The sequence below is a fragment of the Bacillus sp. lyk4-R2A-2 genome, from assembly GCF_030209735.1.
Classification (GTDB): Bacteria; Bacillota; Bacilli; order Bacillales; family Bacillaceae; genus Bacillus; species Bacillus pumilus.
Genome location: NZ_JARVRK010000005.1, coordinates 120,339 through 137,766 on the forward strand (window position 1 = coordinate 120,339; position 17,428 = coordinate 137,766).

At 40.5% G+C, this 17,428-nt stretch carries 20 protein-coding genes and 1 tRNA gene; 17 read left to right on the forward strand and 4 right to left on the reverse strand.

Features of this window, described 5'->3' with window-relative positions; all coding sequences use genetic code 11:
• Positions 1-14 precede the first annotated feature (14 nt).
• Complete coding sequence (locus tag QRN39_RS07405; RefSeq protein ID WP_284906702.1) at positions 15-1,145, reverse strand: 2-methylaconitate cis-trans isomerase PrpF family protein; 1,131 nt, start codon at positions 1,143-1,145, stop codon at positions 15-17.
• A gap of 136 nt (positions 1,146-1,281) precedes the next feature.
• Here QRN39_RS07405 and QRN39_RS07410 point away from each other — a divergent pair, with 136 nt between their 5' ends.
• The 10 genes from QRN39_RS07410 to QRN39_RS07455 all read left to right on the forward strand — a co-directional run bounded on the left by QRN39_RS07410 (position 1,282) and on the right by QRN39_RS07455 (position 8,849).
• Positions 1,282-2,142 carry a LysR family transcriptional regulator gene (locus QRN39_RS07410; protein WP_113387208.1) on the forward strand — a complete coding sequence of 287 codons (861 nt, stop codon included), beginning with the start codon at positions 1,282-1,284 and terminating at the stop codon, positions 2,140-2,142.
• Positions 2,143-2,295: 153 nt separating this feature from the next.
• Positions 2,296-3,612, forward strand: coding sequence for a CitMHS family transporter (locus tag QRN39_RS07415; RefSeq protein ID WP_284906705.1), 1,317 nt, complete (start codon positions 2,296-2,298; stop codon positions 3,610-3,612).
• Between the two features lie 205 nt (positions 3,613-3,817).
• Entirely contained in the window at positions 3,818-4,042 is a 225-nt protein-coding gene (gerE, locus tag QRN39_RS07420; protein WP_003184172.1) for a spore germination transcription factor GerE, read from the forward strand.
• A gap of 149 nt (positions 4,043-4,191) precedes the next feature.
• Positions 4,192-4,632, forward strand: coding sequence for a MarR family winged helix-turn-helix transcriptional regulator (locus QRN39_RS07425; protein WP_003216546.1), 441 nt, complete (start codon positions 4,192-4,194; stop codon positions 4,630-4,632).
• 7 nt (positions 4,633-4,639) lie between these two features.
• Complete coding sequence (gene racE / locus QRN39_RS07430; RefSeq protein ID WP_106032636.1) at positions 4,640-5,458, forward strand: glutamate racemase; 819 nt, start codon at positions 4,640-4,642, stop codon at positions 5,456-5,458.
• Between the two features lie 101 nt (positions 5,459-5,559).
• Positions 5,560-6,621, forward strand: coding sequence for a GerMN domain-containing protein (locus tag QRN39_RS07435; RefSeq protein WP_137054884.1), 1,062 nt, complete (start codon positions 5,560-5,562; stop codon positions 6,619-6,621).
• 151 nt (positions 6,622-6,772) lie between these two features.
• Entirely contained in the window at positions 6,773-7,501 is a 729-nt protein-coding gene (gene rph / locus QRN39_RS07440; RefSeq protein ID WP_003216792.1) for a ribonuclease PH, read from the forward strand.
• Between the two features lie 12 nt (positions 7,502-7,513).
• Positions 7,514-8,116: an XTP/dITP diphosphatase gene (locus QRN39_RS07445; protein ID WP_181185471.1), complete on the forward strand. Its 603-nt coding sequence runs from the start codon at positions 7,514-7,516 to the stop codon at positions 8,114-8,116.
• Positions 8,117-8,130: 14 nt separating this feature from the next.
• Complete coding sequence (locus QRN39_RS07450) at positions 8,131-8,655, forward strand: YfcE family phosphodiesterase (protein ID WP_284906779.1); 525 nt, start codon at positions 8,131-8,133, stop codon at positions 8,653-8,655.
• A gap of 120 nt (positions 8,656-8,775) precedes the next feature.
• A tRNA-Arg gene (locus QRN39_RS07455) sits at positions 8,776-8,849 on the forward strand.
• A 338-nt stretch (positions 8,850-9,187) separates the two neighbouring features.
• Here the strand turns inward: QRN39_RS07455 and QRN39_RS07460 are convergent.
• The 3 genes from QRN39_RS07460 to QRN39_RS07470 all read right to left on the reverse strand — a co-directional run bounded on the left by QRN39_RS07460 (position 9,188) and on the right by QRN39_RS07470 (position 11,427).
• Positions 9,188-9,526 (reverse strand): hypothetical protein, encoded by a 339-nt coding sequence (locus tag QRN39_RS07460; protein WP_113387203.1) that lies wholly within the window; start codon positions 9,524-9,526, stop codon positions 9,188-9,190.
• A gap of 19 nt (positions 9,527-9,545) precedes the next feature.
• Entirely contained in the window at positions 9,546-11,102 is a 1,557-nt protein-coding gene (locus QRN39_RS07465; protein WP_284906780.1) for a T7SS effector LXG polymorphic toxin, read from the reverse strand.
• Positions 11,103-11,238: 136 nt separating this feature from the next.
• Positions 11,239-11,427, reverse strand: a complete 189-nt coding sequence (locus QRN39_RS07470) for a hypothetical protein (RefSeq protein ID WP_284906781.1) — start codon at positions 11,425-11,427, stop codon at positions 11,239-11,241.
• Positions 11,428-11,667: 240 nt separating this feature from the next.
• Here QRN39_RS07470 and QRN39_RS07475 point away from each other — a divergent pair, with 240 nt between their 5' ends.
• The 7 genes from QRN39_RS07475 to dltB all read left to right on the forward strand — a co-directional run bounded on the left by QRN39_RS07475 (position 11,668) and on the right by dltB (position 17,427).
• Positions 11,668-11,832, forward strand: coding sequence for a hypothetical protein (locus QRN39_RS07475; protein ID WP_212046223.1), 165 nt, complete (start codon positions 11,668-11,670; stop codon positions 11,830-11,832).
• Positions 11,833-12,037: 205 nt separating this feature from the next.
• Positions 12,038-12,181 (forward strand): DUF4241 domain-containing protein, encoded by a 144-nt coding sequence (locus QRN39_RS18425; RefSeq protein WP_350225039.1) that lies wholly within the window; start codon positions 12,038-12,040, stop codon positions 12,179-12,181.
• 58 nt (positions 12,182-12,239) lie between these two features.
• Complete coding sequence (locus tag QRN39_RS07480) at positions 12,240-12,881, forward strand: DUF4241 domain-containing protein (RefSeq protein ID WP_284906782.1); 642 nt, start codon at positions 12,240-12,242, stop codon at positions 12,879-12,881.
• Positions 12,882-13,096: 215 nt separating this feature from the next.
• Positions 13,097-14,323, forward strand: a complete 1,227-nt coding sequence (locus QRN39_RS07485) for a Kelch repeat-containing protein (protein WP_284906783.1) — start codon at positions 13,097-13,099, stop codon at positions 14,321-14,323.
• A gap of 253 nt (positions 14,324-14,576) precedes the next feature.
• Positions 14,577-14,726: a teichoic acid D-Ala incorporation-associated protein DltX gene (locus tag QRN39_RS07490; RefSeq protein WP_024427820.1), complete on the forward strand. Its 150-nt coding sequence runs from the start codon at positions 14,577-14,579 to the stop codon at positions 14,724-14,726.
• A 14-nt stretch (positions 14,727-14,740) separates the two neighbouring features.
• A complete protein-coding gene (dltA, locus tag QRN39_RS07495; RefSeq protein ID WP_284906784.1) occupies positions 14,741-16,246 on the forward strand; it encodes a D-alanine--poly(phosphoribitol) ligase subunit DltA in 1,506 nt (501 codons plus the stop codon).
• The gene (gene dltB / locus QRN39_RS07500) at positions 16,243-17,427 is read left to right on the forward strand and encodes a D-alanyl-lipoteichoic acid biosynthesis protein DltB (protein ID WP_050943632.1); all 1,185 of its coding nucleotides are present in this window, start codon (positions 16,243-16,245) and stop codon (positions 17,425-17,427) included. Before dltA ends, dltB begins: the two co-directional genes overlap by 4 nt.
• Position 17,428: the final 1 nt, after the last annotated feature.

The following is a 17,428-nucleotide window of genomic DNA, read 5'->3' on the forward strand; positions in this document are numbered from 1 at the left end:
TGTTCTCGTCTGCTTTAGGCTTCTCTTTTAATATGAGGCTGCACAATATAATCTTGTTTCGTAAAGACAACCCCGTCTAGAATTTCTCTTGCAGTTCGAATGACTTTGACTCTATTTTGGGACACGTCAATGTCTGTTTGCATAATTCCGGCAGGGTGACCAATTCGAAGCGTATCATGCTGTCCATCATAAAGCTGTGCAGGAAGTGTTTGTTCCATAAAACAGCTGGCTGACACGCAGACAGAACCGGTAATGGCAAGCGCTTGGTGTGGTCTTTGCATCGATAACATGCGTACGACGATATCCATATCGGCTGCTCGTCTCATCACTCTGTTTGTATCCACATAATCAGCAGGCTCGCTAATGATCGCAAGCTTCGGAACAGCTGGTGATTGTAATGTCGCCATGTCTTTTGGCGCAAAGTGACACATTTCAGCAGCGATGGAACGAATCTCTTCTAAATCATTCAGTAATGCGTCTGTAAACTCCTCAGGCAATTCGGTTCCTTTTAAATGAAGATCCTTCGCACGGACAAAGGCAATGGGATTTGCGATGTCAACGATCGAGATCGGAATCTCTCCGAATTTTGTCTGAATCGTATCCATGCGGTTCCCTGTCGGAAAGGTTTTACCAGTCACAGCGCCTTCAGGTTTTTCAAAGGATAGATAGATGGGAGATCCTGTCCCTTTTACACCTGGAATTTCTACATCTCCCTCAAATTTCACTTCACCGTTTTCAACCTCAACCTCTGCTACGATGACTTTATTTGTGTTGGTATTGAGGATACGTACAGTCGTAATGGGCTCAACCGCTTGAACAAGTCCTTTAATGATGGCGTATGGTCCAACCGCTGATGAGATATTCCCGCAGTTTCCTTTAAAGTCGACATATCTCTCATTGATGCTGACTTGTGCAAACGTATAGTTCACATCCACATCTGGACGTGTGGCTTTATCGATAATGGCCACTTTGCTTGTTAAAGAATTACCGCCGCCGATTCCATCGACCTGCAGCCGGTCAGGACTGCCCATAATGTCTAAAAGAAATGCCTCGAGCTCATCGTGTTCAAATGGTGAATTGTTTGCTTGAATGAATACCCCTTTACTTGTACCGCCTCGCATCATTGTGATTGGAACTTTTCTCATTGCTCTCACCCTCAATTTTTTAATGAACTGTTTATCTAATCAAAATGGTAAAGTATAATAAGAAATAAGTTAAATACATTATTTTAAGATGAATCAATAAAATTTTTTTATAACTAGTGAAAAAGGAGGGCACACCATGGATGAGAAAGACTGGCGGTTTCTAAAGGTGCTCTATGAAGAAAAGAACATCACAAAAGCGGCGGAGAAATTATTTGTCTCTCAGCCTGCCTTAAGCTATCGGTTGAAGCAGCTTGAAGAGGAGTTTGATATGAAGCTTTTCTTTAAAAGAAAACGAGGGATTGAATTTACGTCAGAAGGCGAGTACTTGGCTGCATACGCAAATGACATGCTTAAACAGCTTCAGCAAACAAAAGATGGTATGCTCAACATGCAAAAAAAGGTCAAAGGGACAATCCGGTTAGGTGTCTCAAGTAACTTTGCTCAGTATAAGCTCCCAGAAATTTTAAGAGAATTTTCTAAGCAGTATCCACATGTTCAATTCATGGTGAATACAGGCTGGAGTACGAAAGTCATGGATTTATTAGGCACATCAAGTGTTCATTTAGGGATTTTAAGAGGGGATTACGACTGGAATGGAGAGCGGTTTTTGCTTGATAAAGAGCGGCTTTGTATCATTTCAAAATCAGAAATTCAGCTAAAGGACCTTCCGAAGCTGCCGCTCATTGACTATCATACAGATAGTTCATTAAAACGATTGATTAACAGATGGTGGCAGGAAACGTTTGCCATGCCTCCGCTTGTGACGATGGAGACAGATCGCCAGGATACATCAAAAGAGATGGTCAAGCACGGTTTAGGCTATGCCATTGTCCCGGAAATTTGCCTCAGGCCAAGTGATGAGCTATTTGTAAAAGGTCTTTCGTATAAAGATGGACAGCCTGTTTTAAGAGATACATGGCTTATGTACCAGCCTGACTCCCTTCATTTATCTGTTGTGAAAGCATTCATCGAATTTTTAAGAAGCCAGCAGGGCTGATTATAAAAAGAATTTATAGAAGATACGAAAAAATCAATATTTTCATTATGAAAAAAGCTATTATATCCTTGAAATAGAAAGCGCTAACATTCAGATCACAAGTGCAAAGGGGCGCTTGCTGATCGTGTAAAGAAGAGGATGGAGGGATATATAGTGCTAGCTATTTTAGGGCTTTTAATGGTCGTGACTTTTACATTTCTTATTATGACAAAACGTATGCATCCGGTGGTGGCGTTAACCGTAGTACCGATCATCTTTGCATTGATTGGTGGGTTTTACAGTGGGTTAGGGGATATGATGCTCGATGGACTCAAAACGGTTGCGCCATCTGCTGCTTTATTGTTATTTGCCATTTTATTCTTCGGTGTCATGCTGGATGCTGGGCTGTTTGATCCACTGATTAAACTCATTTTACGTATTGTGAAAGGGGATCCTGTCAAAATTGCGTTTGGGGTAGCGATTTTGTCTATGCTTGTTGCATTAGATGGTGATGGGACGACAACTTACATGATTACCGTATCCGCTTTGCTGCCGCTTTTCTTAAGAATTGGGATGAACCCGTTGATTTTAGGAACGATTTCATTATTATCATTAGGTATTATGAGCGGTATGACCCCGTGGGGTGGTCCAGCTACTCGTGCAATTGCGGCGCTTGGCTTGGATGCAGCTGAATTTTTTATTCCATTAATTCCAACGATGGTAGCTGGCGGTCTATTCATCCTTTTTACTGCTTATGTGCTTGGGAAAAAAGAGCGGAAGCGAATTGGGGTTGCAGAAATTCAGTACAAAGAAGAGGTCTCGATCTCCCCTGAACTGGCAGCGTCAATCGAAGATGGCTTAGAAGATATAAAGAGACCGAATCTCATTTGGGTGAACTTCTTCTTGACGATTGCGGTGATGGCGACACTTGTTTTAGATATCGTACCGATTCCAGTTCTCTTCTTAATTGGATTTGTCATCGCTCTCATGATCAACTATCCAAAGGTTGAAGATCAGCGCGAGAGAATCTTATCGCATGCGGGAAATGCCTTAACGGTCATTACCCTTGTGTTTGCAGCAGGAATTTTCACAGGAATCTTTTCGGGGACAAAAATGGTGGAGTCGATTGCCAACTTGGTGATTTACTTAATTCCGGATTCTTACAGTTCATTTTTTCCGCTCATTGTGGCTTTAACGAGTATGCCATTTACATTTGTTCTTTCAAATGATGCTTATTATTTCGGGGTGCTGCCAATCTTGGCAGAAGCCGGCGCAGCTTACGGAATTGATCCAGTGGAAATTGCACGCGCCTCTATTATAGGACAGCCTGTTCATCTGCTGAGCCCTCTTGTGGCTTCAACGCTACTTCTTGTCAGTATGCTGAACAAAGATATTGGCGATTTGCAAAAATACGCATTGCTGTGGACCGTGTTAACTGCCCTTTTTACAACGCTTATTGCTTTGTTAACAGGAGCCATTTCTATCTTTTAAATACGTGTATGAAAAGGACGACGTCTCGGGTAGGAAACTCGTCCTTTTTTGTGCGGATAAAACCGTACAAAATGGACGCTCATATGCAGGAATTCTCGATTTTAACGTCACCTACCTCGGGCAGCCGGCATATGATATCTCGACTATACAGAATCCCATTCTATAGAGACTAGAGCTCTCACCTTAGCAAGGAGGGTTACAATACTTGAAGGAGAAAGAGTTTCAATCCAAGCCGCTATTAACCAAAAGAGAAAGAGAAGTATTCGAATTGCTCGTCCAAGATAAAACAACAAAAGAAATTGCAAGCGAGCTTTTTATTAGCGAAAAGACTGTTCGAAATCATATTTCGAATGCCATGCAAAAGCTAGGAGTCAAAGGTCGTTCACAGGCCGTAGTCGAGCTTCTGCGTATGGGTGAGCTAGAGCTCTAAAGTCAGCCGGTTTTCCTTCCACTCTAGGGAGGAACCGGTTATTTCTATATGGTTTCCATGAGTCTCTTCTTGCATTTTCTCTGAAAAACGAGGAAAATAGGAATGTACGTTTTAATCAAAGTGAGATGCTATAGTGAGGTATCAATGAAATGGAAACGAATGAGTTCGACCATGTAGCAGAGATTGAAAAATCATTGCGCCATATTGCTGCAATTATTAAGCAAAAAGGCAGAGAAATCCTGAACCAATATACGATTACACCTCCTCAATTTGTAGGGCTTCAGTGGCTTTATGAATTCGGAGATATGACAATAGGTGAGCTATCACAAAAGATGTATTTGGCTTGCAGTACAACCACCGACTTAATTGATCGAATGGAAAAAAGTGAACTTGTCGAACGAGTAAAAGATCCTTCTGACCGCCGCGTGGTTCGCATTCATTTATTGCCTGAAGGCGAGCGGATCATTCAAGAAGTGATTGTTAAACGCCAAGAATACGTCAGTGAACTTCTAGGGGCTTTCTCAGAAGAAGAAGCCATCGTTTTCAACCAATCCTTAACGAAACTACAGCAGCAAATGAAAAGAAAATGAGGCGATTTTGTTGGATCAACCAATCGGCGTCATTGATTCCGGCGTCGGCGGTTTAACCGTTGCAAAGGAAATCATGAGACAACTGCCAAAAGAAAAAATCATTTACGTAGGCGATACAAAACGGTGCCCGTATGGCCCTCGGAAAGAAGAAGAGGTTCTTCAATATACTTGGGAAATGGCACACTACTTATTAAGACATCATCATATTAAAATGCTCGTCATCGCATGCAACACAGCGACGGCGATCGCACTAGATGAAATCAAAGCAACGCTTGATATTCCGGTCATTGGCGTGATTCAGCCCGGCGCCCGCACAGCCATCAAGGTGACAAACAATCAGCAAATTGGTGTCATTGGTACAGCCAATACGATCAAAAGCGAGGCATACAAAGAAGCTTTGCTATCCCTAAAAGCAGGACTAGCGGTTCAAAGTCTGGCATGTCCGTTGCTTGTTCCCTTTGTGGAAAGCGGGACGTTTTTAGATCAGACAGCAGATGAAGTGGTGAAAGATTCCCTTGAACCGATGAAAGAAACAGGAATTGATACACTCATTCTTGGCTGTACACACTATCCAATTTTAAAAGAGTCGATTCAGCGCTTTATGGGCAGTGATGTGAGCATCATTTCATCAGGGGACGAGACAGCGAGAGAAGCAAGTACGATTCTTTCCTATAAAGGACTGTTAAATACCTCTAAAGAAGCGCCTGTTCATACATTTTATACAACAGGGCAGCAGCAAAATTTTGAAAACATCGCTCGTGACTGGTTTGGCTACCTGCCAGGGAAGGTCGAAACCGTATCACTCGAACACGTCTATCAGCAATAACCCCCTTCTATTTGAAGTGGGTTATTTTTTTATGAAAAGGGTCTAATCCGCAGGAGGAGCTCGTATACATAGTAGTACAAACTACTAGAGGAGGGTGAAGTATGCTGAAAAAAGGATCTACAGCAGCTGTGACGTGTATCGCGTCAGCCATGCTTTTGTCAGGATGCGGATTGTTTCAAACAGACCAAGCGAAAACAGAGATTGACCCGCCACAAAACGTCACATATGTGAAAGAAAATAAAGAAGAGAAACAAACAGCGAAAGAAGGAAAAGAAGAGAAGAAGGCAGATACAGTCATGAGAGAATTATATTTAATTGATAAAAACGGGTATGTCGTTTCTCAATCCATTCCACTGCCGAAAAATGAGGGGAGTGCCAAACAAACCTTAGAATACCTCGTGGACGGAGGACCGATTTCTAACCTCATGCCAAATGGATTCCGGGCTGTTTTACCGGCCGACACGAGTGTATCTGTCGACATTAAAGACGGAACGGCCGTAGTAGATTTTTCAAATGAATTCAAAAACTATAAAAAAGAAGACGAACAGCGCATCCTGCAATCGGTCACTTGGACGTTAACGCAGTTTGATTCTGTCGCCAAAGTCAAATTGAAAATGAATGGTCATGAACTAAAAGAAATGCCTGTGAACGGCACACCGATTTCAGATGATTTAAGCAGAGAAGACGGTATTAATATTCAGCACGAGGCTGCCGCTGATATGACATCGACAAAGCCAGTGACAGTTTATTACTTAGCTGAATCTGATGAACAGACGTACTATGTTCCTGTGACCAAAAGGACGCCAAAAGATGAGGATGATCAAATTACAGCAGCCATTGATGAGCTCGTCTCTGGACCAAGCAAAAAAAGCCATTTGCTCACAGACTTTGATCAAGATGTAAAGCTGAATGATATCCCGAAAGTAAAAGACGGACATGTGACACTTGATTTCAACGAATCCATTTTCGGCAGCGCAGATGAAAAGAAAAAGGTGATTTCACAAAAAGTTCTTGATAGCATCGTGCTCACATTAACAGAGCTGCCGGACGTCAAAAGCGTATCCGTTAAGGTAAACGGCAAGGCTGAGCTTGTGAACGAAAAAGGAGCAGAGCTGACAAAGCCGGTTTCAAGACCAGAACAAGTGAATACAGGTAGTTTTTAACGGCACACATTGATATAATGGAGAAAAAGAGGCATGCATATTCGCTGCCTCTTTTTTATTCCAAGCGATTAGAACGAGCCGAGGTTGTCAAAGTTAGTAGGAGAACCCCGCTGGCATCCGCGCGGAATGTATATTGTAACGGAGGTAAATCATGAGATTAGATGAAAGACACTATGACGAATTAAGAAAAATTGAAATAGAGGCAGGCTACATTACGCATCCAGAAGGCTCTGTCTTAATCTCAGCGGGCAATACGAAGGTGATTTGTAACGCATCCATCGAAGACCGCGTACCTCCTTTTTTAAGAGGACAAGGAAAAGGCTGGATTACAGCAGAATATAGCATGCTTCCAAGAGCAACCGCTCAAAGAACCATTAGAGAATCATCTAAAGGAAAAGTGACAGGACGTACAATGGAAATTCAGCGATTAATTGGACGAGCACTCCGTGCAGTCGTTGATTTAGAAAAGCTTGGCGAACGCACGATTTGGATTGACTGTGATGTCATTCAAGCAGACGGGGGCACACGCACAGCATCTATTACCGGTGCTTTTGTCGCCATGACGCTTGCGATTCAAAAGCTTCGAGCAGAAGGTGTCATCAAACAAAACCCGATCACTGATTATTTAGCGGCGATATCCGTCGGAATTGATTCTCAGCAAGGTCTTCTGTTAGATTTAAATTATGAAGAAGATTCTTCAGCTGAAGTAGATATGAATGTCATCATGACAGGCGCTGGACGCTTTGTTGAACTTCAAGGCACAGGCGAAGAAGCGACATTCTCAAGAGAACAGCTAAACGGACTACTTGATTTAGCCGAAAAGGGCATCAAAGAATTAATCGAAAAGCAAAAAGCAGTGACAGGAGAAGTCATCGAATAAAGAGAAGAGGGTTTGATCAGGATGAAAACAGCCATCATTGCAACGCACAATGCGGGTAAAGCGAAAGAATTCAAAGCCATTCTTGAGCCAAAAGGATTCACGGTCAAAACACTAGCAGACATCGGCTTTACTGAAGAGATTGAAGAAACAGGACAAACCTTCGAAGAAAATGCCATTATCAAAGCCGAGGCGATTCAAGCCAAAGCAGGTGAAATGGTCATTGCAGACGATTCCGGTTTGTCGATTGACTATCTTGGCGGAAAACCTGGCGTATATTCAGCGAGATACGCTGGTGAACATAAAAACGATGCTGAGAATGTAGAAAAAGTGCTGAGCGAGCTTCAAGGCATTGAAAAAGAAGACCGTACAGCTAGATTCAGATGTGCCCTTGCTGTCAGCATACCGGGTAAAGAAACAAAGACGGTAGAAGGATCAGTAGAAGGCTTCATCGCAGAGGAACCAATCGGCGAAAACGGCTTCGGATACGACCCAATTTTCATCGTCAAAGACAAAGATCAGACGATGGCCGAGTTATCACCAGAGGAGAAAAACAAGATTAGCCATCGAGCGGTCGCGCTTCAAAAGCTTTCATCACTGCTAGACGCAAATGAATAAGGGGGAATGAAGCCATGAAGATACTCATCATTAGTGACAGTCATGGACTCACAGACGAACTTCAAACCATTGCCAAACGGCATGCGGCTGAAGTCGACATGATGATTCACTGCGGAGATTCAGAACTCGAAACGAACCACCCAGCTCTCGAAGGATACAAGGTCGTCAAAGGAAATTGTGACTTTATGGGCGATTTTGAAGAAGAGCTCCTGCTTTCACTTGATGGAGGCCGAAAACTATTTCTCACTCACGGACATCTGCATGGCATCAAACAATCCTTGCTTCAAGTCTACTACCGTGCAGAAGAGCTAGGCGCAGACATCATCTGCTTTGGCCACTCGCACATCCCAGGCAGTGAGCTGCTAAGAGGAAAACTGCTCATTAACCCAGGCAGCGTGCACCTGCCAAGAGTGCGTAAAGAGCGCAGCTACGCTATACTGACACTAGATGGAAGCGAAGCGAACGTACAGTTTTTCACAGACGAAGGTCAAGCCATACAAGACCTCGAAAACACTGTCACATTGGAAGGTATTTCATAAGGGTGCAGCATTTGCCCCTTATGAAAAAACTTTCGAAAAACCGTTGACTTTAAAGAACAATAGTAATATAATAAATCTTGTCGGTGAGGTACTCACCAAAAAAACACTACATAACAACATGTCCCAGTAGCTCAGCTGGATAGAGCAACGCCCTTCTAAGGCGTCGGTCGGGAGTTCGAATCTCTCCTGGGACGTACTAATGTAAAAGCTTGAAACCCTTGATATGAAAGGATTTCAGGCTTTTTTATTTCTTGGAACATAAGATCGATTATTGCTTCAAATTAGGGTTTTGGGAGCGGGTTGGGGGCGAATTTGTTTTTAAGTATTTCCGTTCCCTATTTTTGTATCAAAGAAGCTATCAAGATGGGTGGCTGATTTCTGATTAGCTTCTTCAATGACTATGAACGTAAATGGATCAAAATCAAAAATGTATAAATTGAAAATGGGCTTATATGTAGGGTTGCTACTTAATATATTGAGGTAAAGCAAAAACAAACGAAAAGCCCTTCCAATTTGGAGGGGCCTTCCTTTGTTAATTATCACTGTCCAATTCCCATAATTTTTGACCGTCTGCTAAATATACTGCATTTGGTGTATCTTTATAAAGAGATATTTCTACTAATGAGCTTTTTCCTGTACTAATCCAATCATATATACTGCTTTCATTATGAGTAGGCTGGGTCAAAACTTCTATTACCCTAAAAGCAACAGCATAGTATTCTGTATAATTTACATCATCGTCCTCTAAACCATTATCTGATTCATAGAGTGTGTCTGGTTTACCAACGATCTTTAATCCATTTTTCCAAACTAATATAAGTTCTTTCCCTCCATTTTCATCTAATGTTTTTATTAAAGAGTTATATTCCATAGTTAATCATCCTTTTCATTCATTCTAATGGTTTTGAAGGGACTATATGAGCACCGTTTTTTGAATAATGGATAGTACCTCTTGTAGTCTCTATATATTTCCCGGTTTTTAAGTCATAGGTCTGTCCTATTTTTTGACCGAAATTGGCAACTTCCCTTCCATTTACCATCATTTCTCCTTTACCAGCATATTTATCAAGCAATTCTTGAGCTTTTTTATTGTCCCCGTAAAAGATGCTTTTTTTCTTTCCATTAGCTATCTCCTGTTTATAGTTAGGTGCATCAGGAATATGTTTTTCTTGAGCCCCTGGTTTTACTTTTACAGGGAAACCATTTACTTCACGATACGGACCTTTTGGTACGGAGTGTTTGCCGAAGGAAGGTGTTTTAACAATCTTCTTGGCTACTTTCTCTCCTTTCATTATTTTAAATACGTATTTTCCAACTTTAGCGATTTTAGCTCCTGGTATCATGTACAAGCTTGATACTAGACGGTCCATGTCAGCGACTTTATCACCTGTTACAGGATCTCTCCCTGTGATGACTCGAATTGCATCATTTATTCCTGTAAATTCAACCGCCGTATTTAAGATGTTTGAGGTTTGTTCTCCCGTTTTCACATCAGAAATCTTTGTGATGCTTTCAATATTCACTTTGTTTTGATCCGATATTCGTAACCGATATAGCATTCCATCTCGAATAACTTCAACTGTTTTGGCATTTGCGAAGTCAATCTTTTCATTTGTATTATATACTTTTCTATTTACGATCACGGCGTTTTGATTGATTTTATTAGATGGTTTCTTCTTCACAACCGTATCCACATTCGATCGCTCTTTTTCATTCAGCTTCTTGAGCATGATCATCATTGGGTTTTCTTTAGGGTTGTCTATTTTTTCATTCAATCCGTTGATGGTGCTCTTGATTTTTTCTTCTTTTCCATCTTTGAAAATAGAGCCCTTTTGATAACTGGTCATCTCAATTTTCGGGCCAGTGAACATCGTGCTTAAAGTGTCTATGTATTGCTTCATTGTGTGAAGGGAACTTTTTGTTTCATTTAGTGCACTTGTTTGTTCTCTGTCAAAAGCATGAAGTAGTCCAATGGTTTTGGACGTCTCAAGCCATGCTTTTTGATAGCTTTGTTGGAAAGTAGATTCGTTTACATGAGGCAAATGCACAATATGGTTTACTCTGCCAATGGCTTGATTCACATCTGATACGATATCAGAAATGGCCCGTTCGGCTTTTTTTAACCCTTGGTCAAGCTCGTGTTCAATGAATGATTGAGAGATAAAACCATTCGGGTTTGATTCAAAAGCATGAAGTGCCTGTTTTGTCTTTTTTAGCGCACCACTGTATTCTTCAATGATGATCTGAAAGAATTGCAAAAAGGGAATGTGACACTCCAAATAAAAAGCTTTTATCGATTGTCCAGCTTCTCCCTTTAATGCGCCATCCAAGGAGATGATTTGATTGATTTGTTTTTCTAGGGACTTAACATTCTGTAATTGCTGCTTCAACTTGTTCAGCGTTTGGTCAATTCCATTCTTCAACTCAAAGACGTCAAGGGTTTTCATTCCATTCTCCTTTAATTTCTCTACTCATTTACTTCCCTCTTTTTAATTCCAGTTGTTTTTGCTTTAATGTAGAAATTTGAGAGGGTTCACATAAAGAAAGGGAGCTGCATAAACGACAGCTTCCTAGACGAAGAGTTTAACTTTTCTTTTTTCTGTAGTCTTTTACTAAGCTCGAAACCACTAAACCGATAACACTAAAAGCCACAATATAAAATAAAACATTTGTTACAGGTGTATCAATTTTCCCTAAGATCATCACAAGGGCAATAATAGCGCCGGGTAAAGTAATTAATAACATTTTGGATGGTTTACTTTGCTGTGTCACTGAATGACCTCCTGGTTGATCCATTATCTAGATATTTTAGTTAATTTTAGCATATAGAGATTATATCAACAATATAAGGGAGGGAAGCAACCCTCTTATAGAGCGAAACAAAGGAAACCCACTTCTGCTTGTGGTCGAAATCAATCTAGACTTGCGTATATCTGATTTTGTGGAAATTATTTCAATAGAACCTTTTGTGTAATAAAATGTATATGATGTATACAAAGGGGTGAGATGGCGGTGAAGCATTTTTTAACGGCAATCGTAGTGGCTATCATTGTGGGGATCATTGTTTATGCTGCAGATGATCGTTTAAGTATGTTTCCGTTGATGCTGATTTTAGCGGTTACGATCTATATCGTAAGCAGGATTAGCGAAACATTTATTAAGAGATATTCAAAATAAAATAGTTAATAACACAGCCCCTCCATTGGAAGGGCGTTTTTTAATGAACCTTCCATTTATTTTTAACTAATGAAAAAGACATCGCAAAGGGATAAATGTTCAAAAGAGAGAATATTCATTTTCCAACTAAAAAAATTAAAGTGTATAGTAGAAGGAGAACCCTTTGATAGAACTGTTTGGAGAAAAGTTATGAGGATACAAGAAGCTGGTTAGCCACGCGCTTTCAGGAGAAGTTGATTTAGCGATCTTTTCTACTCGTTTTGGTGATGGCGTATACCCAAGCTTTTGGGGGATGGACGAGAATGGAGATGAAACTTGTCTCGTTACAGATTTTTTATTGACGGATTAAATGGGGAAAAAGCACATAATCCCAAACGCCCTAGAAAAACATTGAAAGGAATGGTCACTTGTACAACATCAATCCAACAAACCTACTATATGAAAATGGAGAGAAATCAAGCAGCTCAGAAGGTGATCAATTATTCGCCAAACAGTTAGGCTATACCGAGATCACGAGCGGTCATATCGTTGCCTGCGATCCTTTTGTTTCAGAAGGGGACCAATCGTTTACGAGGAAGGTTGCTCTAGGAAAATATCCTATTCTACTTATAGTTAAGCGGTTGCAAAGCGGTGACGAACGCGTTGCCTATGCAATGATCAAGTTCACAAACGAGCAAGCAACAGAATGGGAGCTTGCCACAAGAGCAGGGCAAGAACTCAATCAATTGAAAGAAGACGAGTTCTTCGGCTACGGTGTAAATACGGGAATGGGTTGTTTCATGGATGCGGAAGCAGCACGATATTTACAAGCTTATGAGGATAAACGGTATAAAGAGGACAATGATTTCTATCTTTATGAAGAATTTGCAGAAGCGCTTGAGCAAAACTACAAGCACACATGGGACTGGCTCGTCGCCCGTTTTCATGACAAAGTGGACATTGCCATGTTTACAACAGGCTTCGGCGACGGGATGTATCCAAGCTTTTGGGGGCTAGATCAAAACGGAGAGCCTGCTTGCCTTGTGACGGATTTTTTAATAATGGACTGAGAAGAAACTCATGAAATCATGGGTTTTTTATTGTGTTCTTTGATTATAGACTCAGGCAGTTTTTGATTGAACCTATTATTTTAAGCGACTCTTTAGTAAGTTACTTTTTCGATGTTTTTTCTATTAATTTCTCTTTAAAAAGATGAATTATTCTATACAAATTAAAAAACACTCCGATAATGAAGAAGTAAGATAATGAAAAGGGAGTGTTATTTTTGAAAAAATGGATCGTCATGATGTTACTAGTAATTCTTTCATTCACACAGGTATTTCAAGTTGCAAATGCTGCTAAGGATGAATGGAATCAATTAGCTGATTTGCCAACAGCAAGAGTGGGAGCTGTAGCTAATGCTGTAGATGGGAAAATTTATGTAATTGGTGGGTTTAATGCGGACAAAGAAACGTTAGAATATGATCCATCTATAAATAAATGGACTAAAAAGAATAATATACCAACTGGAAGAGGGGGAGCAGCATCAGTAGTAGTAGGTTCAAAAATTTATGTCCTTGCTGGAAAACATACGGGTTTTACTTATAATAAGTTCGAAGTGTATGATACAAAAAAAGATGAATGGGAAACGCTACCTGATATTCCCTTTGTTAGCAAATCAAAAGGCTCTTATAACGTTCAAGCGGGTGTTATTAGAAATAAAATTTATGTACTAGGCGGTAAAGAATTTTTTAGTTATGATCTAACCAGTCAAACATGGAAAGAAGAAGCTCCTCTAAATGTTAAAATAGAAGGAGCAATCGGTCTAGTATTAGATGAGAAGTTTTATATCTTTGGCAAAAACGATAAACGTGAAGTTTTTGAATTTGACGCTAAAAAAGAAGTTTGGACTGCAAAGAAAAAAGGGTTTGTCAGTGGTTATTTGAATGGTGTAACTTATAAAAATAACATGATATTTCCCGGTAGTTCAACAAGAAGTTTAATTACATATGATACAGATCAAGAAGAATTAGTTAGAATAGATGTGCCTTACCATAATATGCGTATAGGAGCTTCATCAGTAGTTATTGGAGACATGTTATACCTTTTAGGTGGTCGAGATTATAATTTGAATTATACAGAGACTGCAGACAAAAACTACAAATCTTTTATCTCTTTATCTTTAAAAGACCTAGAATTTCCAAACAATACAGAAACCCCGGGTGACAAAGACCCAGAACCAACCACACCACCAAAAGACGATGCAACAGATGAAGACGGAGATGCTCTCCTCATCATCACTATGGTCAATGGATTGCAAAAAGAGTATGACCTCTCCATGAAAGAAGTCAATGCTTTCCTATCCTGGTACAAAAAGCGTGATGCCGGAGAAGGACCAGGGTTTTATGAGATTGACGAGCATGACAACAATAAAGGTCCCTTTGAAAGTAAAAAGGATTATGTGGTGTTCAAAAATATTCTCATGTTCGAAGTCAATAAATATAAGAAGTAATTAAAATCAAAGCCATCTAGGTAAACTAGGTGGCTTTTGTGTTTATTCGACAGCTTTCACCAATTTTAAGGCAAATTTAAGCTCGGATTTTATTTCAAATGTATTAAATCTTTGTTACAATAAGACAGCTTTGCCAAAAGAGACGTTCCAAGGTTCGACATCTTTTTTCATGATTTCTTAAAATTTTTATGTTTTGATATGAAACTCTTTTAATGATTCATGCGTCTCTATAAGTGTCAAAAGAAAAGAGGTTATCAATATGCTATTCAAAAAGCTATCAGAAAATAAGTCTGTAAAATGGATAGGATATACGAGCTTTTACTTACTTATTTTGCTATTATTGTTCTTTATTTACGGATTCCACACAGCTAATACGGGATCATTCATTTACAACGATTTTTAATTGGAGATTAAACTATGAAACTATTACACACGATTCAAGAATACCAACAAACGAAACCAACACAGCCAGCATTTGTTTCTCAACATGCTTCGATCACATATGATGAGCTTTGGCATCTATCAGACCAAATGGCTGGTGCGATCGATGCAGTCGCTACAGATAGTGCACCTGTCATTGTATACGGTCATATGGAGCCAGAGATGCTCATTTCTTTCTTAGGCAGTGTGAAATCAGGTAGACCATACATTCCGGTCGACATCTCAATCCCTGCCGAGCGTATCGTCTCAATTATTGAAAGCTCAAAAGCCAGTCTGTTGATTTGTGCAAATGAGCAGAATGTACTAGATGTAGAAGAACACATTGAAGTGAAGAGTGCGGCATCTCTTTTAGCTCTTGAAAAAGAAGCACCGCCATCCTCGCAGTGGGTTCAACAGGATGATGTTTTTTACATCATTTATACGTCTGGCAGTACCGGAAAACCGAAAGGCGTTCAGGTAACAGCCAATAATTTAGAAAGCTTTACAGAGTGGATGTGCCGTGACTTCCCAATTGGTGGGGGACGCACGTTCTTAAATCAAGCACCATTTTCTTTTGACTTATCTGTGATGGATTTATATCCAGCGCTTCAATCAGGCGGCACGCTTTACTGTTTAGTAAAAGATCTAGTGAATAAGCCGAAGGATATGTTTGCAGCACTTGGTCAATCTGACGTTGAAGTGTGGACATCAACACCTTCCTTTGTGCAAATGTGCTTAATGGACCCTTCCTTTACAGGGGAGCTTTTACCAGAGTTGACAGTTTTCTTGTTCTGCGGAGAGGCACTTCCTGTATCTGTAGCAAGTGCACTCCTTGAGCGTTTTCCAAAAGCGCAGGTCTTTAATACGTATGGTCCGACTGAAGCAACTGTTGCGATCACATCGATTGAAGTCACGCAGGCCATTCTTGATCAGCACGATTCTTTACCAGTCGGCTATGCCAAACCGGATACAGATATCGTTATTTTAGATGAAGAAGGCAATGCACTTCCTGATGGTGAAAAAGGGGAAATTGTCATCGTGGGGCCAAGCGTCACGAGAGGCTACTTAGGTGAACAAGCCTTAACGGGTAAAGTGTTCTTTGAATACGAAGGACGCCCTGCTTACCGTACAGGTGACGCAGGTGTGACGCAGGATGGTTTGATTACGTGCCACGGTCGTCTGGACTATCAAATTAAGCTGCATGGATACCGGATGGAGCTTGAAGAAATTGAATATCATGTGAGCGAGACAACGTATGTCAATGCTTGTGTGATTGTGCCGTTCCAGCCAAACGGTCATGTGGAGTATTTGATTGCAGCCATTGTCCCAGCAGCGCATTCATTTGAAAAAGAATATCAGCTGACAAGTGCGATTAAGAAAGAAATGGCGGATTCACTGCCAGCGTACATGATTCCAAGAAAGTTTGTCTATCTTGAGCAGCTATACATGACGCCAAACGGGAAGGTTGACCGTAAAAGAATCGCGAAAGAGGTTCTTCTATGATTCCGTTTAGTTCATTCTTTTTCTTCATTCTAATTGGTGTTCTTCTTTTGCCGACGATCATTCTTGGTCTTCGCGGCAAAAGAATGCAGGGCTACAACATGTTTGCAACGGTTGTGGCACTCGCCCTTATTTTCTCTAAGGATGCACATGGCGCGCTGCTGCTTTTCTTGTTTACAGTGTGGCAAGTCTTGATCATCCGCCTGTACCTTTCGTACCGGTTGAAAGCGAATCAAGCGTCTGTTTTCTATATGGCAGTGGTGGCATCGATTTTGCCGCTAGTGCTATCAAAGGTTTTACCGTTCTTTTTAACTCATCAGCCGCATCAACCGCCGCCAATGAACTGGCTGAGCTTTTTAGGGATCTCGTACTTAACATTTAAAGGTGTTCAGTTAATTATCGAGACAAGAGACGGCTTGATTAAGAAGAAAATGCCGATTCATCGTTTGGTCTATTTCATTGTCTTTTTCCCGACGATTTCATCAGGTCCGATTGATCGTTACCGCCGGTTTGAAAAGGATATGGATACGCCCCCTGAAAAGGAAGCGTACAGTGATCTTCTATACGCCGGTATTCATAAAATTTTTATCGGCTTCTTATACAAGTTCATTATTGGTTATCTGATTCACACGTATATTCTCATGAATATTCATCACATTAGCAGCAGTCACTTTGTTCAACAGTTAACATATATGTATGCGTACAGTATGTATTTGTTCTTTGACTTTGCTGGTTATACAGCATTTGCTGTTGGTGTGAGTTATATGATGGGCATTAAATCACCAGAAAACTTTAACAAACCGTTTATCAGCCGGAACATTAAAGACTTCTGGAATCGCTGGCACATGTCCCTGTCCTTCTGGTTCAGAGACTACGTGTTTATGAGATTTGTGTTCTTTATGACAAAAAAGAAGTGGATCAAGAACCGTATGGCTGTATCAAATATTGGGTACTTTGTCCTCTTTCTATTGATGGGTGCTTGGCATGGTCTAGCACTTCAATATATTATTTACGGACTATATCACGCAGTTGTGATGTCCGGTTACAATTTATTCGAGAAATGGAATAAAAAACACAAGTGGTGGCCGGATAATAAGGTCACAATGGTTGTGTCGATCATTATTACATTCCATGTGATTTGTTTCGGATTTTATATTTTTTCAGGAAAACCATTTCATCATTAAT